The sequence below is a fragment of the Edaphobacillus lindanitolerans genome (assembly GCF_900156305.1).
Taxonomy (GTDB): Bacteria; Bacillota; Bacilli; order Bacillales_A; family Planococcaceae; genus Bhargavaea; species Bhargavaea lindanitolerans.
In genome coordinates this window covers 493,657-518,632 of the sequence record NZ_FTPL01000001.1, presented here as the reverse complement: position 1 = coordinate 518,632, position 24,976 = coordinate 493,657, and the positions used below count along the sequence as shown (strand labels likewise).

General features: G+C 56.6%; 29 protein-coding genes. 26 read left to right on the top strand and 3 right to left on the bottom strand.

Annotation, left to right across the window (positions count from 1 at the left end):
* Nucleotides 1-5 precede the first annotated feature (5 nt).
* From B0B07_RS02475 to B0B07_RS02385, 19 genes are all read left to right on the top strand, one after another.
* Complete coding sequence (locus B0B07_RS02475) at nt 6-398, top strand: ATP synthase subunit I (RefSeq protein WP_076756780.1); 393 nt, start codon at nt 6-8, stop codon at nt 396-398.
* An 8-nt stretch (nt 399-406) separates the two neighbouring features.
* Nucleotides 407-1,117 (top strand): F0F1 ATP synthase subunit A, encoded by a 711-nt coding sequence (gene atpB / locus B0B07_RS02470; RefSeq protein WP_076756779.1) that lies wholly within the window; start codon nt 407-409, stop codon nt 1,115-1,117.
* Between the two features lie 63 nt (nt 1,118-1,180).
* Nucleotides 1,181-1,393, top strand: a complete 213-nt coding sequence (gene atpE / locus B0B07_RS02465) for a F0F1 ATP synthase subunit C (protein WP_076756778.1) — start codon at nt 1,181-1,183, stop codon at nt 1,391-1,393.
* A gap of 138 nt (nt 1,394-1,531) precedes the next feature.
* Nucleotides 1,532-2,068, top strand: coding sequence for a F0F1 ATP synthase subunit B (gene atpF, locus B0B07_RS02460; protein WP_076756777.1), 537 nt, complete (start codon nt 1,532-1,534; stop codon nt 2,066-2,068).
* Nucleotides 2,065-2,604, top strand: coding sequence for a F0F1 ATP synthase subunit delta (locus tag B0B07_RS02455; protein ID WP_076756776.1), 540 nt, complete (start codon nt 2,065-2,067; stop codon nt 2,602-2,604). The genes atpF and B0B07_RS02455 overlap by 4 nt, the downstream gene beginning before the upstream one ends.
* A gap of 26 nt (nt 2,605-2,630) precedes the next feature.
* The gene (gene atpA, locus B0B07_RS02450) at nt 2,631-4,142 is read left to right on the top strand and encodes a F0F1 ATP synthase subunit alpha (RefSeq protein WP_076756775.1); all 1,512 of its coding nucleotides are present in this window, start codon (nt 2,631-2,633) and stop codon (nt 4,140-4,142) included.
* Nucleotides 4,143-4,184: 42 nt separating this feature from the next.
* On the top strand, nt 4,185-5,042 hold the full coding sequence (gene atpG / locus B0B07_RS02445; protein ID WP_076756774.1) for an ATP synthase F1 subunit gamma: 858 nt from the start codon (nt 4,185-4,187) through the stop codon (nt 5,040-5,042).
* 55 nt (nt 5,043-5,097) lie between these two features.
* Nucleotides 5,098-6,513, top strand: coding sequence for a F0F1 ATP synthase subunit beta (atpD, locus tag B0B07_RS02440; RefSeq protein WP_076756773.1), 1,416 nt, complete (start codon nt 5,098-5,100; stop codon nt 6,511-6,513).
* 24 nt (nt 6,514-6,537) lie between these two features.
* The gene (locus B0B07_RS02435; protein WP_076756772.1) at nt 6,538-6,942 is read left to right on the top strand and encodes a F0F1 ATP synthase subunit epsilon; all 405 of its coding nucleotides are present in this window, start codon (nt 6,538-6,540) and stop codon (nt 6,940-6,942) included.
* Between the two features lie 77 nt (nt 6,943-7,019).
* Nucleotides 7,020-7,259, top strand: coding sequence for a DUF1146 family protein (locus B0B07_RS02430; protein WP_076756771.1), 240 nt, complete (start codon nt 7,020-7,022; stop codon nt 7,257-7,259).
* A gap of 432 nt (nt 7,260-7,691) precedes the next feature.
* Complete coding sequence (gene murA, locus B0B07_RS02425; protein ID WP_076756770.1) at nt 7,692-8,993, top strand: UDP-N-acetylglucosamine 1-carboxyvinyltransferase; 1,302 nt, start codon at nt 7,692-7,694, stop codon at nt 8,991-8,993.
* Nucleotides 8,994-9,315: 322 nt separating this feature from the next.
* On the top strand, nt 9,316-10,308 hold the full coding sequence (gene spoIID / locus B0B07_RS02420) for a stage II sporulation protein D (protein WP_076756769.1): 993 nt from the start codon (nt 9,316-9,318) through the stop codon (nt 10,306-10,308).
* A gap of 30 nt (nt 10,309-10,338) precedes the next feature.
* A complete protein-coding gene (locus B0B07_RS02415) occupies nt 10,339-11,001 on the top strand; it encodes a M23 family metallopeptidase (RefSeq protein ID WP_076756768.1) in 663 nt (220 codons plus the stop codon).
* Between the two features lie 140 nt (nt 11,002-11,141).
* Nucleotides 11,142-11,426: a sporulation transcriptional regulator SpoIIID gene (locus B0B07_RS02410; protein WP_076757473.1), complete on the top strand. Its 285-nt coding sequence runs from the start codon at nt 11,142-11,144 to the stop codon at nt 11,424-11,426.
* A gap of 189 nt (nt 11,427-11,615) precedes the next feature.
* The gene (mreB, locus tag B0B07_RS02405) at nt 11,616-12,611 is read left to right on the top strand and encodes a rod shape-determining protein (protein ID WP_076756767.1); all 996 of its coding nucleotides are present in this window, start codon (nt 11,616-11,618) and stop codon (nt 12,609-12,611) included.
* On the top strand, nt 12,608-13,105 hold the full coding sequence (locus tag B0B07_RS15520; protein ID WP_327078154.1) for a DNA-directed RNA polymerase subunit beta: 498 nt from the start codon (nt 12,608-12,610) through the stop codon (nt 13,103-13,105). Before mreB ends, B0B07_RS15520 begins: the two co-directional genes overlap by 4 nt.
* A gap of 40 nt (nt 13,106-13,145) precedes the next feature.
* Complete coding sequence (gene fabZ, locus B0B07_RS02395; protein WP_076756766.1) at nt 13,146-13,595, top strand: 3-hydroxyacyl-ACP dehydratase FabZ; 450 nt, start codon at nt 13,146-13,148, stop codon at nt 13,593-13,595.
* Nucleotides 13,595-13,978, top strand: a complete 384-nt coding sequence (locus B0B07_RS02390; protein WP_076756765.1) for a hypothetical protein — start codon at nt 13,595-13,597, stop codon at nt 13,976-13,978. Before fabZ ends, B0B07_RS02390 begins: the two co-directional genes overlap by 1 nt.
* Before the next feature lie 94 nt (nt 13,979-14,072).
* The gene (locus tag B0B07_RS02385) at nt 14,073-14,426 is read left to right on the top strand and encodes a hypothetical protein (protein WP_076756764.1); all 354 of its coding nucleotides are present in this window, start codon (nt 14,073-14,075) and stop codon (nt 14,424-14,426) included.
* A 61-nt stretch (nt 14,427-14,487) separates the two neighbouring features.
* Here B0B07_RS02385 and B0B07_RS02380 read toward each other — a convergent pair whose 3' ends face one another.
* A complete protein-coding gene (locus tag B0B07_RS02380) occupies nt 14,488-14,934 on the bottom strand; it encodes a YwpF family protein (protein ID WP_076757471.1) in 447 nt (148 codons plus the stop codon).
* 303 nt (nt 14,935-15,237) lie between these two features.
* Between B0B07_RS02380 and B0B07_RS02375 the strand changes: the two genes are divergently transcribed.
* Nucleotides 15,238-15,879 (top strand): single-stranded DNA-binding protein, encoded by a 642-nt coding sequence (locus B0B07_RS02375; protein ID WP_076756763.1) that lies wholly within the window; start codon nt 15,238-15,240, stop codon nt 15,877-15,879.
* 123 nt (nt 15,880-16,002) lie between these two features.
* Entirely contained in the window at nt 16,003-16,167 is a 165-nt protein-coding gene (locus B0B07_RS15200) for a hypothetical protein (protein ID WP_159438410.1), read from the top strand.
* Between the two features lie 83 nt (nt 16,168-16,250).
* Here B0B07_RS15200 and B0B07_RS02370 read toward each other — a convergent pair whose 3' ends face one another.
* Complete coding sequence (locus tag B0B07_RS02370; RefSeq protein WP_076756762.1) at nt 16,251-18,998, bottom strand: DEAD/DEAH box helicase; 2,748 nt, start codon at nt 18,996-18,998, stop codon at nt 16,251-16,253.
* Complete coding sequence (locus B0B07_RS02365; RefSeq protein WP_076756761.1) at nt 18,995-20,578, bottom strand: hypothetical protein; 1,584 nt, start codon at nt 20,576-20,578, stop codon at nt 18,995-18,997. The genes B0B07_RS02370 and B0B07_RS02365 overlap by 4 nt, the downstream gene beginning before the upstream one ends.
* A gap of 250 nt (nt 20,579-20,828) precedes the next feature.
* On the opposite strand from B0B07_RS02365, the gene B0B07_RS02360 reads away from it, so the two are divergent.
* From B0B07_RS02360 to B0B07_RS02340, 5 genes are all read left to right on the top strand, one after another.
* Nucleotides 20,829-21,182, top strand: coding sequence for a hypothetical protein (locus B0B07_RS02360; RefSeq protein WP_076756760.1), 354 nt, complete (start codon nt 20,829-20,831; stop codon nt 21,180-21,182).
* 111 nt (nt 21,183-21,293) lie between these two features.
* The gene (locus B0B07_RS02355) at nt 21,294-21,743 is read left to right on the top strand and encodes an IDEAL domain-containing protein (RefSeq protein WP_076756759.1); all 450 of its coding nucleotides are present in this window, start codon (nt 21,294-21,296) and stop codon (nt 21,741-21,743) included.
* Nucleotides 21,744-22,117: 374 nt separating this feature from the next.
* Nucleotides 22,118-22,810, top strand: a complete 693-nt coding sequence (locus B0B07_RS02350; RefSeq protein WP_076756758.1) for a hypothetical protein — start codon at nt 22,118-22,120, stop codon at nt 22,808-22,810.
* A complete protein-coding gene (locus tag B0B07_RS02345; RefSeq protein ID WP_076756757.1) occupies nt 22,803-24,125 on the top strand; it encodes an HlyD family secretion protein in 1,323 nt (440 codons plus the stop codon). The genes B0B07_RS02350 and B0B07_RS02345 overlap by 8 nt, the downstream gene beginning before the upstream one ends.
* A 174-nt stretch (nt 24,126-24,299) precedes the next feature.
* Nucleotides 24,300-24,848: a general stress protein gene (locus tag B0B07_RS02340; protein ID WP_076756756.1), complete on the top strand. Its 549-nt coding sequence runs from the start codon at nt 24,300-24,302 to the stop codon at nt 24,846-24,848.
* Nucleotides 24,849-24,976: the final 128 nt, after the last annotated feature.

Below are 24,976 nucleotides of genomic sequence, written 5' to 3'. Positions count from 1 at the left end.
CAAAAATGGAGAACTTACGGCAGATCCACAATAGGCAGAAGAGGGCTCTCTTTTTTTTGCTCGCTTTGCTTGTCCTCGGATGGGGATTCACCCCATGGCCGAAGGTGTTTGCCGGGCTGATCCTCGGGATCCTCTTTGGATTGTACAACTTCTGGATCCTCGTCAGGAGGATGGAGAAGTTCGACCGGACGCTGACAGAAGGGACACGGGCACCTTCGCTCGGGTCCGGCATCCGATTCGCTTCGGGTGTCGCAGCGGCGGCCATCGCCATTTCGCTGCCGGAGACATTTGACCTGATCGCCACGGTGATCGGTTTAATGATCCCTTACGGCCTCATGCTGGCAGAACGGATCACTTATCATCTGAAACACCAGGATTCTGGGGAGAAAGAGAGGTGAACCAATAAATGAACCATGAAAACCCCCAATTCGTATGGCTCGGACTGACGTTCAATCCATCGAATATTCTTATGCTCGGGGTTACATGCCTGATCGTCTTTCTCATTGCGTTCATCTCGACCCGAAACCTGAAGCTGAAGCCGACCGGCATGCAGAACTTCATGGAATGGGTCATGGACTTCGTCAAGGGCATCGTCAAGAGCAACATGGACTGGAAGACAGGCGGGCGATTCCACCTGCTCGGCCTGACGCTCATCATGTTCATCTTCGTTGCGAACATGCTCGGCCTTCCGTTCTCGATCGTCTGGGACCATCAACTATGGTGGAAGTCCCCGACTGCCGACCCGACCATCACGATGACGCTTGCCGTCATGGTCGTCGTCCTGACCCACTTCTACGGCGTCAAGATGCTCGGTCTCAAGAAATACCTCGGCGGATTTGCACAGCCGATGCCATTCCTTGCACCGCTTAAGGTCATCGAGGAATTTGCAAACACGCTGACGCTCGGTCTCCGTCTCTACGGGAACATCTATGCGGGTGAGATCCTCATCGGGCTCCTCGCCGGCCTTGGTTCCGCAAGTGTCTTCGGATTCCTCGGCGCAATCGTTCCTGCAATGGCATGGCAGGGCTTCTCGATCTTCATCGGGGCGATCCAGTCGTTTATCTTCGTTATGTTGACGATGGTATACATGGCTCACAAAGTGAGCACAGACCATTGATCATATGATGCCCGAAAATCGGGCTGACAAAACAAAACCAAACACTTAGGAGGAAATTATAAAATGGGTCTTTTGGCAGCAGCAATCGCAGTCGGTTTGGGTGCCCTCGGCGCCGGTATCGGTAACGGTCTCATCGTTTCCCGCACAGTAGAAGGTATCGCACGTCAACCAGAGGCACGCGGTGTCCTCCAGACGACAATGTTCATCGGGGTCGCACTCGTAGAGGCCCTTCCGATCATCGCGACGGTCATCGCGTTCATCGTCATGAACAGATAATCATACGCAGTTTTGAAAATGGCGAAGAGCATCGATTGAATCTTTTCGCCATTCCTTTATGTATGGACATTTGAATGCATGACCATCTGAGGGAGGCCGCAATCCGGCCCCCAAGTTTCCGAAGGGAGTGAGACAATCGTGTCTTTGGACCATTTCGTCCTGGCCGCAACAGCCGGCGAAGGATTTTTTGAGAGACTGAACACCGGTGACATCATCGTCACCGTCGTATTCTTCCTGCTGCTCATGCTCCTCCTCAAGAAGTTCGCCTGGGGCCCGCTCATGGGCATCATGGACCAGCGTGCGGAACTCATCGCAACCGAAATCGAGGAAGCCGAGAAGAGCCGTGCCGAGTCCGCGAACCTGCTTGAAGAGCAGCGAGCTCTTTTGAAGGAAGCACGTACGGAAGCACAGGCGATTGTTGAAAATGCGAAGCAGCAGGGCGATGCCCAGCGTGCCGAAATCATGGAAACCGCCCGTGCCGAAGCGGTCCGCATGCGCGAAAATGCAGCGGCTGAGATCGCAAACGAAAAAGAAAAGGCCATCCAGGCCGTCCGCGAAGAATTCGTCTCCATGTCCATTCTCGCGGCGGAGAAGGTGCTTGGCAAAGAAATCTCCGAAGAGGACAACCGTGCCCTCATTGAAGAGACGATCCAGAAGGCAGGGGAAGGCCGATGAGCCGTTCCGTGGCTGCAAACCGCTACGCTCTCGCTTTGTTTGAAGTAACACGTGAACAGGGCAAGCTTGATCCGGTCCAGGGAGATATGAGAGAACTGCGGAAAGTGTTCCGGGAGTCTGCGGACCTCCGGGCGCTTCTCGGTTCGCCGAAAATCTCCGGTTCCAAAAAGAAAGAAATGCTGAAGGGCCTGTTCGCCGGTGCGGACATCCTGACAGTCAATCTGCTGCAGGTGCTCGTCGATGCCCAGCGCATCAGCGAAGCGGCAGACGTTGCAGACGAGTTCATCGAGATGGCGAATGAATCGGCAGGCATCGCGGAAGCGAAAGTCTACTCGACCCGCCCGCTCACCGAAGAGGAACAGCGGGAGCTGTCGACTGTGTTTGCCGGCAAAGTGGGCAAGCAGTCACTCCGGATCGACAATATCGTCGACCCGTCGCTGATCGGCGGCGTGCGCATCCGAATCGGGAACCGCATCTACGACAACAGCCTTAAAACGAAGCTGGATCACCTCAAGCGTGATCTGGTCAACGCATAATCTTTTGAAATGAAGGGGTGACATGCATGAGCATCAAAGCTGAAGAAATCAGTGCTCTCATCAAACAGCAGATTGCGGACTACCAATCTGAGTTGGAAGTCAGCGATGTCGGCACCGTCATTACCGTCGGTGACGGGATCGCCCGCGCGCATGGCCTCGACAATGTCATGGCCGGCGAACTGCTCGAGTTCTCCAATGGTGTCATGGGCCTCGCCCAGAACCTCGAAGAGAACAACGTCGGTATCGTAATCCTCGGGCCATACACCGAGATCAAAGAAGGCGACGAAGTTCGCCGCACGGGCCGCATCATGGAAGTACCGGTCGGCGAACAGCTGATCGGCCGTGTCGTGAATCCGCTCGGCATGCCGCTTGACGGCATGGGTCCGGTTGAAACCGGCAAAACCCGTCCGATCGAAAGCCCGGCACAAGGTGTCATGGCGCGTAAATCGGTCGACGAGCCGCTCCAGACAGGGATCAAGGCCATCGATGCACTCGTTCCGATCGGCCGCGGCCAGCGGGAGCTCATCATCGGTGACCGCCAGACCGGCAAAACATCCGTGGCAGTCGACACGATCCTGAACCAGGCGGATCAGGACATGATCTGCATCTATGTCGCCATCGGACAGAAAGAATCGACGGTGCGCGGCCTCGTTGAAACGCTCCGCAAAAACGGTGCGCTCGACTACACGATCGTCGTCTCCGCAGGCGCTTCTGATCCTGCACCGCTTCTCTACCTTGCACCGTATGCAGGGGTCACGATGGGTGAAGAATTCATGTTCCAGGGCAAGCACGTCCTCGTCGTCTACGATGACCTTTCGAAGCAGGCGGCTGCCTACCGTGAACTTTCCCTTCTGCTCCGCCGTCCTCCGGGCCGCGAAGCATACCCTGGTGACGTCTTCTACCTTCACTCGCGCCTCCTTGAGCGTGCAGCGAAGCTGAACGACGACCTCGGCGGCGGTTCCATCACGGCACTGCCATTCGTTGAGACGCAGGCTGGGGACATTTCCGCCTACATTCCGACGAACGTCATTTCGATTACGGATGGACAGATCTTCCTCCAATCCGACCTGTTCTTCTCCGGTGTTCGCCCGGCGATCAACGCCGGCCTCTCCGTATCCCGCGTCGGCGGTTCCGCGCAGATCAAGGCAATGAAGAAAGTTGCCGGTACGCTGCGTCTTGACCTGGCTGCATTCCGTGAGCTCGAAGCGTTTGCCCAATTCGGTTCCGACCTTGATCCGGTGACGAAGGCGAAGCTTGACCGCGGTGCCCGCACCGTTGAAGTGCTCAAGCAGGATCTGAACAAGCCGATCAAAGTCGAGAAGCAGGTAGCCATCCTGTATGCGCTCACCCGCGGCTTCCTTGACGATGTTCCGGTACAGGACATCCAGCGCTTTGAATCCGAATTCTACAGCTGGCTTGATGCCAACCGCCCGGACGTTCTGGACACCATCCGCACGACGAAAGCACTTCCTGCGGACGAAGACATGGCTTCTGCCATCAACGACTTCAAGAAGACGTTCGTCCGTTCCGAAGACTGAGTCACGGATCCGATCCAAAAACGATAAGGTGGTGAACAACCGATGGCATCATTACGCGAAATCAAGAGCCGGATCACCTCCACGAAGAAAACGAGCCAGATCACGAAGGCGATGCACATGGTATCTGCCTCCAAGCTGAGCAAGGCGGAACTGAACGCGAAATCGTTCAATCCGTACATGGAGAAGATCCAGGAAGTGATCGGGGCAATCGCAGCCGGCGCTCCCGATGCGACCCACCCGATGCTTGAAACCCGGCCTGTCAAAAAGACCGCTTATCTCGTCATCACTTCCGACCGCGGGCTCGTGGGCGCCTACAACTCCCACGTCCTCAAGGCGGCTCTGAACAAGATCAGGGAACGGCATACATCCAAAGATGAAGTCGTCATCCTCTCCATCGGGCGCCACGGCGTCGATTTCTTTACGAAGCTCGGCTACAATGTGGCCGCCAGCGTTCTCGGCATCTCGGATCACCCGACATTCGCCGAGGTCAAAGATGTCGCCCGCGACGCTGTCGGGAACTTCATCGACGGCACATACGATGAGCTGTATATGTTCTACAACCACTATATCAGCGCCATCAGCCAGGAAGTGACCGAGAAAAAAGTCCTTCCGCTGACGGATATGGCCACGGTGACGGCGACGGCTTCCTATGAGTTCGAACCGGACGCGGAAGCCATCCTCGAAGTGCTCCTTCCGCAGTATGCGGAAAGCCTGATCTACGGTGCGGTGCTCGACGGCAAAGCCTCCGAGCATGCATCCTCCATGACGGCGATGAAGAGCGCGACCGACAATGCGATGGAACTGATCGATAATCTGACACTCACATACAACCGTGCACGCCAGGCGGCGATCACCCAGGAAATTACGGAGATCGTCGGCGGGGTGGCCGCGCTCGAATAAGCGCACACCCCTCCATGCGTGACTCCACGGCAGCACTCAGACAGGAGGGAACAGCATGAACAAAGGACATATCCTCCAGGTTATGGGTCCTGTCGTCGACGTGAAGTTCGACGGCGGCAACATGCCTGAGATCTATAATGCCCTTACAGTCCAGATCGAGCGTCCGAACGAAGCGCCACAGACGCTGACGCTCGAAGTCGCCCTTCACCTCGGCGACGATTCCGTGCGCGCCATCGCCATGTCCTCCACGGACGGCCTTAAGCGCGGCGCGGAAGTGACCGACATGGGGGCACCGATTTCGGTCCCTGTCGGTGACATCACACTCGGCCGTGTATTCAACGTACTCGGTGACGCGATCGACCTTGCAGAAGAAATCCCTGCAGGCGAGCGCCGCGATCCGATCCACCGCGAACCGCCTTCCTTCGAAGACCTGACGACCGATGTCCAGATCCTCGAAACCGGCATCAAAGTCGTCGACCTTCTCGCTCCTTACATCAAGGGCGGCAAGATCGGTCTCTTCGGCGGCGCGGGCGTCGGCAAGACGGTCCTGATCCAGGAACTCATCAACAACATCGCCCAGGAACACGGCGGGATCTCTGTCTTCGCCGGTGTCGGCGAGCGTACCCGTGAAGGGAACGACCTGTATTTCGAGATGACCGATTCCGGCGTCATCAAGAAAACGGCGATGGTCTTCGGACAGATGAACGAGCCGCCGGGTGCCCGTATGCGCGTAGCGCTCACCGGCCTGACGATGGCAGAACATTTCCGTGATGAAAAAGGCGCGGACGTTCTTCTCTTCATCGACAACATCTTCCGGTTCACGCAAGCCGGTTCCGAAGTATCCGCACTTCTTGGCCGCATGCCGTCCGCGGTTGGTTACCAGCCGACGCTGGCAACCGAGATGGGCAAGCTCCAGGAGCGGATCACATCGACGAACAAAGGGTCCGTCACATCCATCCAGGCAATCTACGTCCCTGCGGATGACTATACCGACCCGGCTCCTGCCACGACATTCGCTCACCTTGACGCGACGACAAACCTCGAGCGGAGCCTCTCCGAGATGGGGATCTATCCTGCGGTTGACCCGCTTGCATCTTCTTCCCGAGCGCTTTCTCCTGAAATCGTCGGCGAAGAGCACTACGCGGTCGCCCGTGAAGTCCAGCAGACGCTTCAGCGCTACCGTGAGCTCCAGGACATCATCGCCATCCTCGGGATGGACGAATTGAGCGACGAAGACAAGCTCGTCGTTGACCGTGCGCGACGCGTCCAGTTCTTCCTGTCCCAGAACTTCCACGTTGCCGAGCAGTTCACGGGCCAGCCGGGATCTTATGTCCCGGTTGCCGAAACGATCAAAGGCTTCCGTGAAATTCTGGACGGGCGCTACGACCACCTTCCGGAAGATGCATTCCGACTCGTCGGACGCATCGAGGAAGTCATCGAAAAAGCGAAGGGCATGGGCGTTGAAGTCTAATCATCCTGACCAGGAGGGGAAACAATGAGCACAATCAAAGTGAATATCGTCACTCCCGACGGTCCGGTATATGACTCGGAAGCGAACATGGTCATCGCGGTCACTTCGACCGGTGAGCTCGGGGTTCTCCCCGGCCATATCCCGATGGTGGCGCCGCTTGAGATCGGTGCGGTCCGCCTGAACAAAGACAATGGCACAGAGCGCATTGCCGTAAGCGGCGGCTTCCTTGAAGTCCGTCCGGACAAGGTCACCATCCTTGCCCAGGCTGCAGAGCTGGCAGAAGATATCGACACGGAACGTGCCATCGAAGCGCGGAAACGTGCCGAAAGCCGGCTCCAGGCAAAACAGGATGACACTGACTTCAAGCGGGCGGAACTGTCCCTGAAACGGGCCATGAACCGCTTGAACGTCGCAAAAGGCAACATTTGATCCATTAAGCATAAAAATGGCGGGCAGGAGAATACACTCCTGCCCGCCTGTTTTTTTTGAAGGGAGAATCATAGAAGATGACGGACTCCTATTTTGCGTTCCAGTCGGTGACGGGACTCATCTCCCATATATTCTTCATCGGCATTTCATTTTATGCGCTTCAGGCGATCATGCCGGAAGCATGGATCCGGAAAAATCGGGTATTTCAGGCGCAATTGCTGTTTATTTTGCTAAGTATCGCCATCGGATCGGCCGTATCGAATTTCTTTCTGGACATATCCTATTGGTCAAGGCAGCTTCCGGGATTATTCAGCTGAAGCGAGGCGGGGCAACAAGACCGGCCGCACAGGGCTGAAATGCTGTCCTGCATGGACGTGCACAGGCGTAGACCTGTTTGCGTCCATGCAGGGCAAAAGTCATTCCCGAGAAACGTTTGCGGGAAAATAAGACGGGGAATGACATTTAGGACGGAAGACCCGAGTCCGTTGTGGACACGGACCGACACAAAAAAGTCGAATGCGGCGTACATTGTATTAATGTGTGCGCAGATTGGACCGAATCTTGGCGAATCGCGCGGCCTGCCCCTTGAAACAGCCGGTGAATCATTGTAAACTTGATGTTGTGTGAGCTTTTTTAGTTGTTATGTAACCGGACCCGGGGGCGCCGCAATCAGGCAGCCCGTAACAGGGCCGCACTGATGGAACAGCAATGGACCGACTTAAAGAAGAGAGAAGCCGGAGGGACTTATATTGGATAAGATTATTGTTAAAGGTGGACGCCCGCTGAATGGGACGGTCCGCGTAGAAGGAGCGAAAAATGCGGTGCTCCCGATTCTTGCAGCAGCGCTCCTGTCATCCGAAGGGACGAACATCATCAAGGATGTCCCGATTCTGACCGATGTATACACGATCAATGAAGTTTTGAGAAGCCTCCATGCAGAGGTTCAATTCGACCCTGAATACAACGAAGTGCGCATCGACGCATCGATGCCCCTTTCAAGCGAGGCACAGTTTGAGTATGTCCGGAAAATGCGGGCATCCATCCTGGTCATGGGGCCGCTTCTCGCACGCAACGGGTTTGCGCGAGTGGCGCAGCCCGGCGGGTGTGCAATCGGTTCACGCCCGATCGAACAGCATTTGAAAGGTTTCGAAGCGATGGGTGCGGATATCTCATTCGGTAACGGCTATGTGGAAGCAAAGATCGACGGCCGCCTGAAAGGTGCGCGGATCTATCTGGACTTCCCGAGCGTCGGGGCAACCGAGAACATCATGTCTGCCGCTGCGCTGGCGAAAGGCACGACGATCATTGAAAACGCGGCGAAGGAACCTGAAATCGTCGACCTCGCCAACTATATCAACGAGATGGGCGGCCGCATCGTCGGAGCGGGAACCGATACCATCCGGATCGAAGGCGTCGACAAGCTTCACGCAGCTGTGCACCATATCATTCCTGACCGGATCGAGACCGGCACTTTCATGGTGGCCGCAGCGATCACCCGAGGTGACGTGACGATCGAGAATGCAGTTCCCGAACACAACGCCGCTCTCATCGCCAAACTCAAGGAAATGAACATCGACATCGAGGACACCGACCACGGCCTCCGTATCCGTGCAGACAAGCCGGTGAAATCCGTCGACCTTAAGACGATGCCGTATCCCGGGTTCCCGACAGACATGCAGTCCCAGATGATGGCGCTCATGCTGACTGCGGAAGGCACGGGTGTCCTTACTGAAACTGTATTCGAGAACCGCTTCATGCATGTTGAGGAATTCCGCCGCATGAATGCCGCGGTGAAAATCGAGGGACGCTCCGTCATCATGGACGGCCCGTCCGATCTCCAGGGCGCAGAAGTGGCGGCCACTGACCTGCGGGCGGCAGCCGCACTCATCCTTGCCGGACTCGCTGCAGAAGGCATCACACGGGTCACCGAACTCATCCACCTTGACCGCGGCTACGTCAACTTCCATGGAAAGCTTGCGGACCTTGGTGCGGACATCTGCCGCGTCAACGACGAATCGCACGCCGAGGAAAAAGTGACCGAAACGGTTTGACTGATAGAATAACCCCCGTGATCCTGAGGATCACGGGGGTTATATTAATATGGGCTGGGAAAGTCAGTCGCGTGTGGCCGCGAAACACGGGCGACCGGCCGCGAATCTCCGCCGATCGGATGCGGAAGCGTGGCAAACAGAAGATCAGCCGCGGATGTTCTTTAATCGGTCGCGAAAATCCGCCTGTGTACAGATGGGCCGGGACTTTCGCATTCAGTCGGCAACCTTCATCGACCGGTCGGGAAAACACGGGCCTCCGGTGAATTTGTTTTGCTATTGTCCGTCTCTCATAACTGGTTGTCCATATTCATAAAATCAGGATATGAATAAAATATTGGGTGTCCTCATCGTAGCACTATTATTTTTCATACCGATTCTATTGAAGCCTCCTCTGCCGCAGGCGGCGAACGAGCGTGCAGGAGAGACAGAGCTTCCTGACGGGAAATCCTCGGGTATGCCGTCCAAAGACGGGCCGGTCTGCGGGGCGGTGCTGAACGTGGAAGGGGAATCGAAGCCTGTCCCGATCGAGGAATATGTGGCAGGCGTCCTCGCGGGTGAGATGCCGGTCAATTTCCACGAAGAGGCACTGAAGGCTCAGGCGGTCGCTTCCAGGACTTATGCACTCCGGCTTGCGGGAAGCAGTGAAGGGCAGATCAAGACGACGACGGCCCATCAGGTGTACAAGCCGGAGGCCAAGCGCAGGAAACTGTGGGACAAGTCATTTGCCGAGAATGAGAGAAAAGTGAGGAGGGCCGTAAAAGAGACTGAAGGGCAAGTGCTTGTCCATGAGGGAGAACTCATTTCCGCCATGTTCTTTTCGACGAGCAACGGCCGCACCGAGACGGCGAAGAACTACGGAGGGACTGATATTCCATACTTGCAGAGCGTGGAGAGCTCGGGGGAAGAGACGGTTGCGCCTGCATTCGAGGACTCGGTCACCTTGACGCTCCAGGCATGGAATGACGCACTTGGCTCGGACTGGTCCGCCGACAGGTTCAGGACGATGAAGCTCAGAAGGAACGAGACCGGGCGCGTGCAGACGGTGGCCGCCGAGGGATTCGAAATGTCAGGGCGTGACATGAGAGACAAGCTCGGGCTCCGGTCCACCGACTTCGACGTCGCCTATGACCCCGACAAGAAGGTCGTGCATGTGTTCACGAAAGGGTTCGGCCATGGTGTCGGCATGAGCCAATACGGCGCGGAAGCCTATGCCCGCGACGGATGGACGGCCGAAAAGATCCTCTCGCATTATTACAGCGGGACAACGATAAAAAAGTTGTCTGCCGATGATCCTGCATGTTTAAAATTACCTTAACCTGCCGACACTGCGGTTGAGGTGATGAAGATGAGAGAAGAGAACAAACCGTCTACTCCTTCTCAGAAGAAGAAAAGCAAAAGGTCAGCCTGGTTCTGGCCGGCCATCTATTCCGGTTTCGCGCTTTTATTTGTCGGGATGGTCTGGACGTATCAGGCAGTTGTAAAAGATGATCAAGCAGAGCAGCAGGAAGTTGCCAAGTCCGGTTCCGGAGGCGGCGAAGTGACGATCGAGACGAATGCCGAGAACGAAAATATGAAATTCCCGTTCGATGAGGCGCTTCTCGACAGCGTGAAGGTTGTCCAGGAATTCTATGATGTCGAAGCAGATTCCGAGCAGCGGGAGAAGGCGCTTCTGGTCTTCCAACAGTCATATGTGACGAACAGCGGCATCTCGCTTTCAGCCGGAGAAGAACCGTTCGAAGTCGTGGCTGCACTGAGCGGGACGGTCGAAGACATCGTGGTGGATGAATTCACCGGCAATCGTGTGACGATCCAGCATGCGAACGGGCTGAAGACGACCTATGGCTCAGTTACCGGCATCCTCGTCGAAAAAGGCGATTCGGTCGGACAGGGAGATGTCATCGCGACGACGACATCGAACGAATGGAATCCCGAGGCCGGCAATCATCTGCACTTTGAAGTGACGAAAGACGGCGTGGCCGTCAACCCAGGAGAATATTTGGCGTTCTGATGAGCGACGGGAAGACGGGGCCTCCCGTCTTTTTGTTTGTTTTGCCCCAAAAGTCGGTCCCCGCGGCTTTGAACGGTCTGAATGGCGCTTCGCTCGCATACGTTGTGGAAAGCGTTCCGACAAGAGGAAAGGAAGAGAACGTGCACGAACATATCCGGCGCCGATGCCTCATGCTCGGGGAACTGTTGCTGGAGACCGGGTCCACGGTCCGTGCCCTCGCGCGGACGACCGGCTATTCCAAAAGTACGGTACACAAGGATCTGACGGAGCGGCTTCCGGACGTGAACGGCGAACTTGCAAAGGAAGTCGCCAGGGTGCTCGCTTACCACAAAGCTGTCCGCCATCTGCGCGGCGGCGAGGCCACACGAAGGAAATGGCGGAGCGGTCCCGCCGGTCCAACCGGATTGTCCGCCGAAACCGACTGACGCCAGCCGTCCTACCGGAAATCGATTCCGGCAGGGCGGGCGTCTTTTTTTATGAAGAACGGATTTAGGACCCGTTTCTTCCGGATCGGCATCCTGCTTCCGACATATGTGTTCAACGGCATTCCGCTATGTTAAAATGATACAGACAGCATCAACCCGGGCTTGAAGCCGGGCGGAAGGGGCACGGATATGTTTTCGAAAGATATCGGAATCGATCTGGGGACGGCGAATGTACTCATTCACGTCAAGGGCAAGGGAGTAGTATTGGATGAGCCTTCGGTCGTGGCCATCAGCCCGAAAACAAAGCAGGTTCTGGCAGTCGGGGCGGAAGCACACCGAATGATCGGCCGGGCCCCGGGCACGGTGGAAACAGTCCGTCCGTTGAAGGACGGCGTCATTGCCGACTTTGACATGACCGAGAAAATGCTTACGATGTTCATTGACCGGCTGGGTGTCAAAGGGTTCATGACGAAGCCGAGGATTCTGATCTGCTGTCCGGTCAAAGTGACGGCGGTCGAGCAGAAGGCGATCCAGGATGCTTCTCTGAAGGCCGGAGCCAGACGGGTATACATAGAAGAAGAGCCGAAGGTGGCTGCCATCGGGGCAGGAATGGACATTTATCAGCCGAGCGGCAATATGATCATCGACATCGGCGGCGGAACGACCGACATTGCCGTGCTTTCAATGGGCGGCATCGTGACCTCGGAATCCGTGAAGGTGGCGGGCAATACGTTTGACCGGGACATCTTGCAATTCGTTAAAAAGCACGAACGGCTGCTCATCGGGGAAATGACGGCCGAATTGATCAAAAAAGAAGTCGGAACCGCTTTTCCGGGTACAGCCGAGAAAACGATCGATGTTCGCGGCCGGGATCTTGCGACAGGACTGCCAAAAGGCATCACGGTGACGTCAGCACAGGCTGCGGAAGCGATCCGGGAATCGGTCCGCGCCATCGTCCTTGGAGCCCGCAACGTCCTCGAACAGACACCGCCGGAGCTGTCCGCGGACATCATCGACCGGGGCATCATGCTGACCGGCGGCGGAGCTCTCCTCGACGGCCTGGACAAGCTGCTGACCGAGGAACTGAAAGTTCCGGTCTATCTGGCGGAGAATCCGCTCGGCTGCGTCGTTGCCGGCACAGGCATCATGCTGGATCACCGTCGGGCCAACTTCCAGAAGAAATGAATCCAACGGAACGGCCGGACGAATTGATGGACCGGCACCGCAAACAGGGAGCCATCGCAATGAATGAAAACCGGAAAACGGAATTGAATACACAGGCCGGCGGACGGAGCACCCGGCGGCCGGAAACTGATCCGGCGAAAAAGACCCGTGTACTTCGCGCGTCCAATGCAGCGGCAGACCGGGAAAAATTACGCGCCATTGAACGGAAAAGACAGAAAGAGGCGCGAAAAGCATCCGCTGCGGAAGCTGCATCAACGCGCAAATCAGCGGTGCAAAAGGCCGGGAAAGAGGAAACGGGCACCCACAAACGCTGGGTCCGGATCCGGCTGATCCCGATCTGGCTGAGGATCATCATCGTCCTTTTCGCAATCATTGCAGCTGCCGCGCTCGGACTCATGTTCGGATACGGTGTGCTCGGTGACGGCAAGGCGACAGACGCATTGAAGCCTGATACGTGGAAGCATATCCTCGACATTATCGGCGGGAAAGAATGAATGCGGGGCATTCCGCACATACATAAGGAGGAAACCAAGAATGCTGACAACCGAACAGATCCAGGCGATCCTGCCTCACCGCTATCCGTTCCTTCTTGTGGATCGGATCACGGAAATTGAGGAAGGCAAACGGGCGGCGGGATATAAAAACGTCACCATCAATGAAGACTTTTTCAACGGGCACTTCCCGGGCTATCCAGTCATGCCCGGCGTGCTCATCGTGGAAGCGCTGGCCCAGGTGGGTGCGCTTGCGGTGCTCTCAATGGAGGGAAATGCAGGGCGCCTTGCTTTCTTCACAGGCATTGACAACTGCCGCTTCAAGCGCCAGGTCAAGCCCGGCGACCGGCTGGAACTCGAAGTCGAGCTTACCCGCCTCCGCGGATCGATGGGCAAGGGGCATGCCATCGCCAAGGTGGATGGGGAGATTGCCTGCGAGACGGATATCCTGTTCGCCCTCGGCCCCGTGGCCGGGGAAGGGAAAGATGCCTGATGGCACTCTCCCTCGGGCCGGGACTGCTGCCAGCATGCCGGAAATCGATCCGCCGGGCCTTCATCCGGTATATGGATGAGCGGCGGTGGAAGATGGAGGCGTTTGATCCTGAAGAATTTCATCATTACTGGAGAAGCTATGTGATATTTGAGACGGAGTTGTTTGATGAGCTGCCAAAAAGTCTGCGGGCTGATGCCCAATTCAGTTCGATGCTGGCACAGCTGATCAATGAAACCGTGTCAGGTGTCATGGAAGAGCCTCCATCTGAGGACCTCATCGCGGAAATCGAGTGGATGCAGGAAAAGCTCGATACTCAATATCAGTATGCGTGCAGATCCGAGGCAACATACGTCCACAGCCTGCTCACGGGCAGGCTTAAATAGGAAAGCGCAATTGATGATAGAACCTGCCCGAACCGGCCAACCTACATCATCGCATGGGCCCGTGCGATGAAAAATGCCGAGGGGAGGTTTTTTCATGTGGAAGAAAGCAGCGCCGGCACTCATTGCCGCAGCAGCCATTCTTGGCGGATGTAACAATAACGACAACGGTGCACTGCCACCGGACAACGAGACACCGATGGAAGACATCGAAAACGGCAACAACATGATGCCGAACGACACGGACAATGGTGTCAACGACAACCGTACCAACAACGGTACGGACAACGGGACTCCGGACGGCCCGATAGACCCGGACGGAACCGGTTCGGGATTCGGTGAATTTGGCGGGGATGACAACGGTGCAGGCAACGGCGGCAACGGAACGATGAACGAAAACAACCGCGACCAGATCATGGATGATGACCTGAACCGAGACAACGGCAGGTAACATGAAAAACCCGGCAAGGGCCATTAAAGCCCATGCCGGGTTTTTCATGTTACGGAACAGTTTATTCGGCCGGACGGGCATCCCGGTCACGGCGGAGTTGAGGCCGGTTCTTCATATCACGGGTGAATCGCCCGATCAACGCTTCTCCTTCGAGCCCTTGGTCGATCAGTTCTTCAAGAAGCTGCTCTGCGTATTGGGAACGGATCCGCTTCAGTGTCCCCTTCATCAGGACTGAAATACTGTCCCCGATTTCTTTCACGGCATAGACTGCGACCTTGAAAGCAGCCGGCTCGTTCTCAGGATAGGAGATCACGGCTTTGGTATCGAGCAATTCCCCCGATTCCAGCAGGGCATCAAACGCCGCCTTATGTTTTTTATCGATGAACATTTCAAGGATCCACGACCGGTGGCTGTCTTCCTGGTTGATGATGATACCGTCGATCAGCGGATACCGCACGACATGGCCTTCTTTGACGAATGAAGTCGAGATCAGTTTGAACGATTTCACGGTCCGCACCCCCTGTTGCATTCTTCCCACAGTATACCATAACCTCCTTTCCGGCCAATCATGGCAAGAGCTTTCCACGGAGGAGCGAATTCATCAACTGCCAAGTTTGCAAAATGACGCCTTCTCCAAAATACCGGCAAACCGCGGGGAATATGAGAAGCAGTGAAAAAGGGCCAGAATTTCCCGCGTTGCATATTCGGATTTTGGAGCAAAAAGGGGCTTCAAAATTGAAAAATGGCTCTTTGCCCGTTTTGCCGTACATCGGGTATGCTCAGGTTACAAATCAGGGAAGGAGGTGAACGCGTGAACCAGGTGGCATTGATCGGCCGGCTTACAAAAGATCCGGAACTCCGGCAATTTGCCGGCGGTGCTGTCCAGGCAGGATTCGTTTTGGCAGTGGAAAAGAAGTTCAAGGACAAGGAGGCTGATTTCGTTCTCTGCTCAATCTGGGGCAAGCAGGCTCATAGTACCGTCGAGTATTGCGGAAAAGGTTCGCTCGTCAGTGTCTGCGGCAGGCTCCGGTCGAGGTCATACATGAAAGGCGAAGCCCGGGTGTTTGTAACAGAAGTGCTTTGCGAGGAACTGAAGTTTCTCCAGCTGAAGCCGCCGGCAAAAAATGAAGAAAAGCAGGCGGAAGAGATGCTGGAGTCCCAGGCCGGCCCGTCAGCTGCGGGCCAGTCTGATCCAGCAGGCGGGCATCAGAACGGACATCCGACAAACAGCACTTCCGAACGGCAAGCCGCCGCCGGAACGGCTCATGAGCAGGCAGAGCCGGCAGCTTCCGCACATATTGCACATGGTCGAAAGAACGGAGCGGCGGGCATCGCAGTCAGTCCTGCAGAAGCGACCAGGCAGAACAGCGGCATGGTTGCCCATGGAACCGGTCTGCCGAAGGAACTGACGCTGCCGGAGGAAGAGTCGGCCGGGTTCCCGATCCGCCACTGAACGTCGGGGGCGGGACTGACCGCCATACGGAGCCGCCCGGAGTACAGGCCCGGTGCGACCGCTGCACCGGAAGCGGTCGGGCCTCCGTCCGGCCAACCACCTTATTGAAAGGATCACGAGCGAATGATGAAGAACATTGAAGATCAGCTTGTCAGGTCAGAACGGCAGATTGAGCAGCTGATCCGGATTGTCGCCCATATGAACGAAAGGGTGGTACATCTGGAAAAACTGCAGGACAATCGGTTTCGGCACGATCCCGGCACACTGAATCTCGTTGTGAAGCGCTGAGTGGAGTTGGCATTGAATACAGGATCAAGACGGCCCGGCCATGGGGGTGGCCGGGCCGTCTGCAATATTTTACTGTAAACGGATCATCCGATTGTGAACAGATCGTCCAGTTCGGACTCCGTCAGGTCGGTGATCCAGGCACCCGACTGAATGAGTTCGGAGGAGAGGGCCGCCTTTTCCGCAATCATCCGGTCGATCTTTTCCTCCACGGTTCCGATGGTGACGAACTTTCTCACATGGACGAAGCGCTCCTGGCCGATCCGGTATGCCCGGTCGGTCGCCTGGTTTTCGACGGCCGGGTTCCACCAGCGGTCGGCATGCAGCACATGGTTCGCGCCGGTCAGATTGAGGCCGGTGCCGCCTGCTTTCAGGGAAAGGATGAAAACGGGGAACTCGCCATTCTGGAAATCCTCGACAAGGCGGTCCCGGCTCGTTTTCGGCATGCTGCCGGTAAGGAACGGCGCTTCAATGCCATGCAGGCCGGACAGGCAGTGACGGATGAGTTCCCCCATCCCGATGTATTGCGTGAAGATGAGCACCTGCTCACCGCTTTCTGCAATCTCTGCTGTCAGTTCAATGATCCGTTCGAGCTTCTTCGACCGGATGATCAGGTCGGCAGGCTCGGAAAACGGCTCTTTCAAGAAGAGGGAAGGGTGGTTGCACAGTTGTTTCAGCCGGCTGAGCATTTTGAGGATGATGCCCTTTCGGCGGAACCCTTCCGTCTCCATGAGGCCGGCCTTCGTTTCCCGGATATAACTTTCATAGAGAGCGGCCTGCTCCTCAGTGAGCGGCACGTACTCGTTCTCTTCAAGCTTGTCCGGAAGGTTGAGCATGAGCTCGGGGTCTGACTTTGTCCGTCTGAGCAGGAACGGCGCAATTTTGGCGCGAAGCTTCTGTTTTCTTGGCTCTGAACCGTCCTTCTCGATCGGATTGATGAATTCTTCCTGGAAAGAGGCAAACCGGCCGAGGTATCCCTTATGGATAAAGTCGAAAATTGCCCACAGTTCCGCCAGCCGGTTTTCTACGGGAGTCCCGGTCAGTGCGATGTGCTGCCGGCCATGAAGCTTACGGATGGCCCTGGACTGCTTTGTCTGCATGTTCTTGATGTTTTGTGCCTCATCGAGCGTAACGGACGCCCATTCGAATTCCGACAGGGCCTCGCTGTCCTGCATGAACGTTCCGTACGTAGTAAGGACAAGGCCATTGCCGATCCTTCCGAGCCCGTCGTCCAGGGATTCGTCTTTCAGGCGGCTCTGCCCATAGTGGACGAGAACCGGAAGCCCCGGCGCAAACCGGGCAAGTTCACGCTGCCAGTTGCCGATGACGGAGGTCGGGCAGATGATGAGAGACGGTCCGTGTCCCGGACCTTCCGTTTCATGCAGGTGAAGCAGATAGGCAATGAGCTGCACGGTCTTCCCGAGCCCCATATCGTCAGCCAGGATTGCACCGAATCCATTCTCGCGCATAAATACGAGCCAGTCGAAGCCGTCTTTCTGGTAAGGACGGAGGGTTGCATGGAGACCTGCCGGCACCGGCGCGGACGGAATGCCTTCTTTGCTGCGGATGCGGCCGACCGCCTCCTTCAAAGACTGCTGTAATGAAAAGGCGAACAGCGGATCGTCATCGTCATCTTCATCTTCTGAGACATCCGCTGCAAGGCCGAGCTCTTCCTCCAAATCCCGGAATAGCAGATCCTTCACCGTCAAACCGCCCCGTTCAGCCTCTTCCATCATCTCGCGGATGCGGGCGAGCCAGGCGGCGTCAAGCCTGAACCAATCTTCTCCGGCGCGGATGAACTCCCGCTTTTCCTCGACGAGCCGGCGGAAATGCTCCGCCGGGATTTCTTCTCCGCCCAATGAAAACGACCAATTGAAGTCAAGGGCGTCATCGAGCCGTGCAGTCCCGGATGAACCGGCAGATGTAGTCGCACGGACACGGACTTTCCGCTCTGCCGCATCCCGCAGCCATGCAGGAATGATGACATCGATACCGAGCGATTGGAGGACCGGCAAATCTTCCGCGAGAAACCGGCGAACCTGTGCATCTTCAAGCGGTTCGGAAATGAAGGAACCGGGCATGCGATCCGCTCCTTCACCGTCACCGAGCAACGCGGCGATCCGGTCCTGCATCGCTGCCACCGGATCGGCGAATTCCTTCCACTTCTTAGGGAGAGACTCGGCTGGATGCAGCACGGTCTTCCGTGCCGCCGGGGTCCAGTGCGTGCCTCCGCGTTTGTTCACGAGCACCGTTTCCAGCATCCATTCGTCATGGCTTTCTTCCGGTTCACTCAGACGGACGGCGATCCGGAACGGGAGCGTTTCGCCGATAGCGGCGTCTTCGGTTTCGGTTCTGCGGAATTCGATCACGTCTTTGAGCCGGTCAGTTCCGATTCCGCCATCGGCAAGCAGTTCACGGAATGCATTCTCAAGGACGGCTTTCGTGCCTTCCGTCACTTCGTCATCCGTGAAGTTCAGCTCGCCGCCGTCCGCGCCCGCAATGCGGGGGAGGCCCGGGCTGTTCCAGATTTCAGCCGCGCCCATCAAGTTCTGAAGCAGCACCCCGTCGTGATCCGAAGCTCCCACGAAACTTACAAGCGGGAACCCGCCGCCGAGCGCTTCGACCGCTTCGCGCGGCGTGAGAATGACGGCGTCCGGGTCTGCCGTTGCATCAAGTCCGAGAAACGAGCGAAAATGGCTGAAGAACAAAATCTCTTTCAGGCGTCCGACGGGAATATTCATATCGCTTTCATTGAATCCTGCAAGGGCGAAACGCCCGTCCGGAAGTTCCCGCACGGAAAGGCGGATTGTCCGGTTCAGTGTCATCGGTTTCATAGCGTCAGCTTCCCTCTTTCCATCTCTTCCATGAGCGCGCGGAGCCTGGAATGCTTTTTGCGGAGGGCGGCAATGTAGTCGTTCCACCAGTCGGCCCTGCCTGACTTTTTCGCCGCTCGTTTCATTTTTTTCAGGATCCGGACGGCTTCCCGGTAATTCCCGCGGCTTTTCTGGGCGATCTGTTCGGTGACGTGCGTATGGCATAAGGAAATGGCTTCCATCGGCGCTTCATCGATGAGCGTCTTGAGCCCCGACATCTCCACACGGTCAAAGCTTGAATGATTCAGAAGATGCCATGCGGCCCATTCGCGGTAGCGTCCCCGGCCGAGCAGGAACTCCGCGTATTCGGCCTCTGCCGCAGACCCGCAGCGAAACAGGATGTCGGTCGTCACGTTTTCCGGCATGTCTGTTTCACGGCACAGGTCGGCAAGATCGGATGCCGTTTTCCGCTGCTCGATGAACGAGACCGATTCCATGTATGGTGAGATGAGCGGGACGAGCGCATGGATGATCTCCCGGGCCTTCGTGCCCTCTTTGGCTTTGGCCAGGTATTCCGCGAGCTCCATCCACGAAGTGAACAGCGGGATCTCGGAGGGATCGTCCGAGACAGAGACATCTCCGGCCGGCAAACCGAGGAGAATCGATATCCATGCCCTCATCAGCAGGAGCGGAGAGCCGTCAGAGGAGTCATCCATCCCGCTTAGTACAGCCAGTTCCCGTTCCCGGGCATCTTTTCCGGTGAACAGTGTCGTCCAGACATCCCGGTAGATGGCAATCCACATTTCCGGGGAATGATCTGCAGAAAGAGTGAACGATCGGACAAGGTCCTCCAGATCGTGATAAAACGGGTCGGCCGCAAACAGCCGCCTTGAGGTGGAGAGACGGGCGAGGCTGTCCTTGATGTTGTCCAGCAGGCCATCGAGCATCCGGCCAAACTGCCAGCGGTCATAGCCGATGGAAAACCCGCGCGCAGAAAATCCTGCAGATACCGCGTGCAGGGCGTACAGCGAAGAGTAGAGCTTGAACAACGGCTTCCATTCCTGTTCGATCGGCTCAACGGACCGCAGCTGCTGGCTAAAGAGGCTGAGTTCCTCTGAGATGATATGATACGGGACCGTCTCACCGAACGAACGGAACCTGGACGTCAGTTTGTCGAGCAGGTCACGCCAGGCTTCCGGTGTCTGTTCCAGCGCACGGCCCGGCTGATAGCGGGAAACACCGGAGCTGCGCCAGTCCCGAAGCCATTCCGACAGGGAGCCGATATGCTGGAAGGCGGAGAACCAGGCGGCAGCGGTATGTTCGCAGCCCCGGTCGCCGTGCAGGCTGCAGGTCGACTTCTGGGCCGGGAGCATCAGCATGATCTCGGCATACGGGAAATCCCTCGTAGTGAAACGGACCGTCCCGTACCGCTCATCCGCATCGACGAGGCGGAGACGGTCATTCCGTACGAGCATGGCCGCTTCCCGGACCATGCGCTCCGCAGATTCCGATGACGGTTCGGCGATCAACTTCAGGCGATCCATCGCACTCATGATTTCGTTTTCGTAGAGCCCGGCAAATGCCGGCAACAATGTATTCATGGGATAACCCCCGTCCTTCACATTAAAAAAAGGCTTTCCCTCCATTATACGACTCGGGGTGCGAAACGTAAACGAAGCCGAAAGCCTTCATCCCCGTATCCACATGCCTGCCACCCGTACCCGGCTCCGGCCGGCGGGACAGATGGCTTTATTGGTACAAAAATGACGGCCCGCTTTATTCTGCAGTTGGCCCTGCTGTTAATTGAACGGATGCCGGAAAAGCTGTTGAAACTGAAAGGGAGGCGTGGGCATGGCCCGGTATGAAATTATCATCAAAAATCCGACGGTGACACGGGAAAATAGAAATTGGCGGCTGATCAGGCGGGATTCAGGCGACGGCAGAATACAGGTCATCCAGGAAGGGGATGCCCCAGTCGGCACTGTGCCCTATATGCTGTTCGGCCCTATCCTGCTCACGGACGTGGAAATCGACCTGAGGAAAGGAAGCATCGTCTTTGAGAAACATCCCGCATACCGCGAAGGATTCAGGATCCTGGGTCCACGGCTCATGTCTTCGTATGTGCTGGAGTACGGGGAAAACCGATTCGGGTTCTTTTTGAACGGAAAGGACGGAAACGGCAAAAGGGGACGGCAGAAGGAATAAAAGAAAGGCATGGAGGGGACAGGCTGGATAGCCCGGATTTTTCTGTATGCGCTTTCATATAATTATGGTAAAATGAAAGTATTGAAAATTGCGATAAAGGGAGGGAGCCCCATGCTGCACATCCAACGAATGAAGCCTTTTTACATGACACAGGAACAAACACGGGTGAGACTCGTCTTCGAATATCAGTATTTCACAATCAAAAAAGGGGAAGAACTGTTCCACTTTATCCCGTCGGAAGGCAAGGAGATCCATATCAATCTCCTAAACCTCCAAGTAGAAAATCTCGGCGAAATCTTCGTTTTCCAAAAAGGCAGCCGGTTCATCCGGCTCCCGCTCTATCAATTGTTGCTGATCTCCGACATCCACACCCATCTGAAAGACATCCTCGAAGGGGCAGACATCATGGAAAGCGATCCGATGTTCATCGAACCCGGCGAAGCGGAAGTGCTCATCGCCGAGTTCGAGCGCGCCAACCTCATGAACTTGATCGACCGTGCACTTGCAGAAGGCGACCGTGACAGCTTCCATCGCCTTGCCGGGCAACTGAATGGCCAATGACCGGAACAACCCCGTGCAGCCCGGACGCCATGGCAACCCGATATGGACCAGAGCCCGGCGGAGCTCCCGCGGGCTTTTATGATGGAAAAATGACCCCGGAAGCCCGGTGCAGCCGCCCAAACCGCCGTGCCCGTCAAGTTTTCATCCTTGCGACTGTGCCGATAAATGACCCGGATTCCTTCCATTCCCACCGATTCGCCGTATTCCTAGGGGGATATGCGGGAACTTTCTGCCGAAAGCGGTCTGCCTGAACAAAATTTTGTCATAGTTCCCCGGGCATGGTCTGTTTGACTGGTTACAAAAACGCCGTCTTTTGGTAAAGTGGATGATATGGCAGTCTATCAACCTTGCATGGCCGGAAGGGAATTGGGCATATGTTTTTCGACTTCAAGTTCTGGCGGTATCTGACCGACCAGGGCACATTGGTGGAGCGGCTGGACAACAGCACGATGAGGGGGTTCCGATTGCGGGTCGTCGGTCTGTTCATCTCCGCACTGATCCTTTATGCATTGATGAATATGTGGGGGATCGGTACACGCGGGCTGACACCGATCACCGCCAACGGCGACGACGAGACATTTGCTCTTGCCCGGATGATGTCCCTCGCCGGTTCGATGTTGTGGGCGGTTGTTTATACGGCGTTCCATCTGTACGGTATCTCGTTCATTTTACATAAGCTGACAGGGATCCATTACCGGAAGCTTGTCGTGCTGCAGTTGTTCATTACAGGCATCCTTCTCCTCGAGAAGTTGCTCGTGTTCATCGTCTTTCTCGTGAATGGTGCGGCAGCGCCGGTTTCTTTCCTGTCATTCGGTCCGCTCGCAGCGACATTCCTCACTTATCCGTTCCTGATCTACTTCCTCAACCAGCTGTCGATCGGGACCGCGATTGTCATAGCGTTTCAGTTCCGGTTTATCCGGTATTATCTGCCGGAGGCGAAGCGAAGTCTGCTCTGGCTGCTTATCGGGCTGAACGTCGCGATGGCGGTCATCACGTCGCTCATCGGGTTGATTCCGGCGGAACGCCTGTTCACGGAGCTGTTCGGGGGAGGTGCCGCTGTTGAATAAATTCTGGAACATCGCAGTGGCCATCACGGTCACGGCATTCGTTGCGACGAACGCCGTGCTGCTGTTCGGCGACAAGAGTTCAATTCCGAAGTACGTGTATGTCCAGGGGACTGACCGGATGGTCGCCGCAGACTACGCGGACAAGCTGGCAAAGGAAGCACTCGTCGTGCCGGGGAATGTGTATACGGCATATGTCGACAACGATTCTTCCGTTCAGCAGTGGCTCGTCACAGAAGGGGATCCGGTGAGCGCCGGGCAGGAAATCGCGACGCTCAGTTCGGAGCGGGCAGATGGCCAGCGTTCGGTGTGGGAGTCGGAGCGGGCTGCGCTGAAGGCGCAGGAATCTGATCTCAATGCGACGAAGCGCGACCTTGAACAAACACGTCGCATGGCGCAGTCCGACGCCCGCTCCTCTTCCAACCGGAGTGACCGTGTCGAAGGCAGCGGTTCATCGGGCACCGGCACTGATGCCGACAGAGTGGAGATCGGCCTGAACGTGGACGTGAATGTCGACGTCTCCCAGGACGGCGCCTATGCTCACGCAATCGCCGCGGTCGACAATGCACTTTCCGATGTCCGGCGCCAGCTGGCAGTAGTCGAAGCCCAGCTGGCCCGGAGTCCGGACTCCCCGGCACTCATCAGCCCGGTGGACGGCACCGTTGCCGATGTACACCGTCTCGGTGAACGGCTCGCCGTCGATATTTACACGGATGACCGCCAGTTCCTCACCTATGCCACAGGAGAAGAGTGGCAGAAAATTACGCCGGATGACCGGGTGTACATCCAGGCACCGGGCATCGAAGGCGCGGTCGAAGGAACCGTCCTCTCCGTTTCCCGGGTGGAGGCGAACGGGTCGAAATGGCTGGATGCCTACCAAAAGCTCGACCGGGAAAAAGTGAACAATCCGCTCGCCTACTACGAGGTCCGGATATCGACCGACGCTGATGTCAGCCGGCTTCCGTTTGCCAACAACGCCAACGCGGTCATCCACACCGAGGAAGCCCCGGCTTCCATTGCGGTGAAGGAAGACGCACTTGAAGGCAAGTATCTCAATGAAGCACTCGCCACCATCATCGACCGGAACGGCCACGCCGTGAAGGTCCCGGTCATGACCCCGTTCGACTTGGAGGGGTACAGCATCGTCACTGACGGCCTGTACGAAGGCGACCTTGTCGTCAACAAACCGAGAATCGGAGGGTATGCCCCGCCGTCTCCGGTCATCCTCCCGATGCCGCTCCAATGGCCATCAAAATCAACATGGACGGCCACGAGCTGGCAGGACTATGTCCGCTTCACACTGTTCGGGGTCGAATGAAAATACGGGAACCGTCCGCTTTTGCGGGCGGTTTTTTCATTGGACTGACAGTGGCGGCGGCGGAGCGAATGGAGTTCGTTGGCATGATTTCCCTCTTTCATCTCGGCCTCCATTCAGGTTTACGAGTCTCCCTACCGGGTAATCTCAAACTAGACCAAAAGGAGGCGTTGGATAATGGCAGAACGCAGAGTAGTTGGTTATTATGACACAGAACACGAGGCGATTGATGCGATTGAGGACCTAAAGCGCCAAGGATATCGAGCGGAGGACATTTCGGTGATTTCACAGAACAATGAACAGGTGGATGCGATTTCAGAGGAAACCGGCACGAAGGCAGCGGAAGGAGCTGCGACAGGTGCCGCGACTGGCGGCGTGCTCGGCGGCCTCGGCGGGGTACTTGCCGGGCTCGGGGCACTGGCTATTCCGGGGATCGGCCCGATTGTGGCGGCCGGCCCGATTGTCGCCGGGCTCACCGGTGCCGCGGCAGGTGCCGGCGTGGGCGGCCTGGCGGGCGCGCTCATCGGGATGGGTGTTCCGGAAGACGAGGCCGAGCGCTATGAAACGTATTTCAATGAAGGCAAAATCCTCGTTCTCGTCGACCGCAATGCGGAGGTGGAAGACAGCTTTTTCGCGAGCCGCCGTCCGCTGACAAATGACGTCAACGACCTTGCACGTGACCGCGATCGTATGGACCGTGACCGTTTCAATGATCCGCTCGCTTAACCTCACCGACAAAAATCGAATGGACGTATATTTCCGCTGCCCCCGAGGGGGCGGCGGTTTTTTGATGGCCGGATGAGTAGTCCCGTGAATAAAGCCATGCCATTAAAGGAAAGATGGGAGGAGGATTG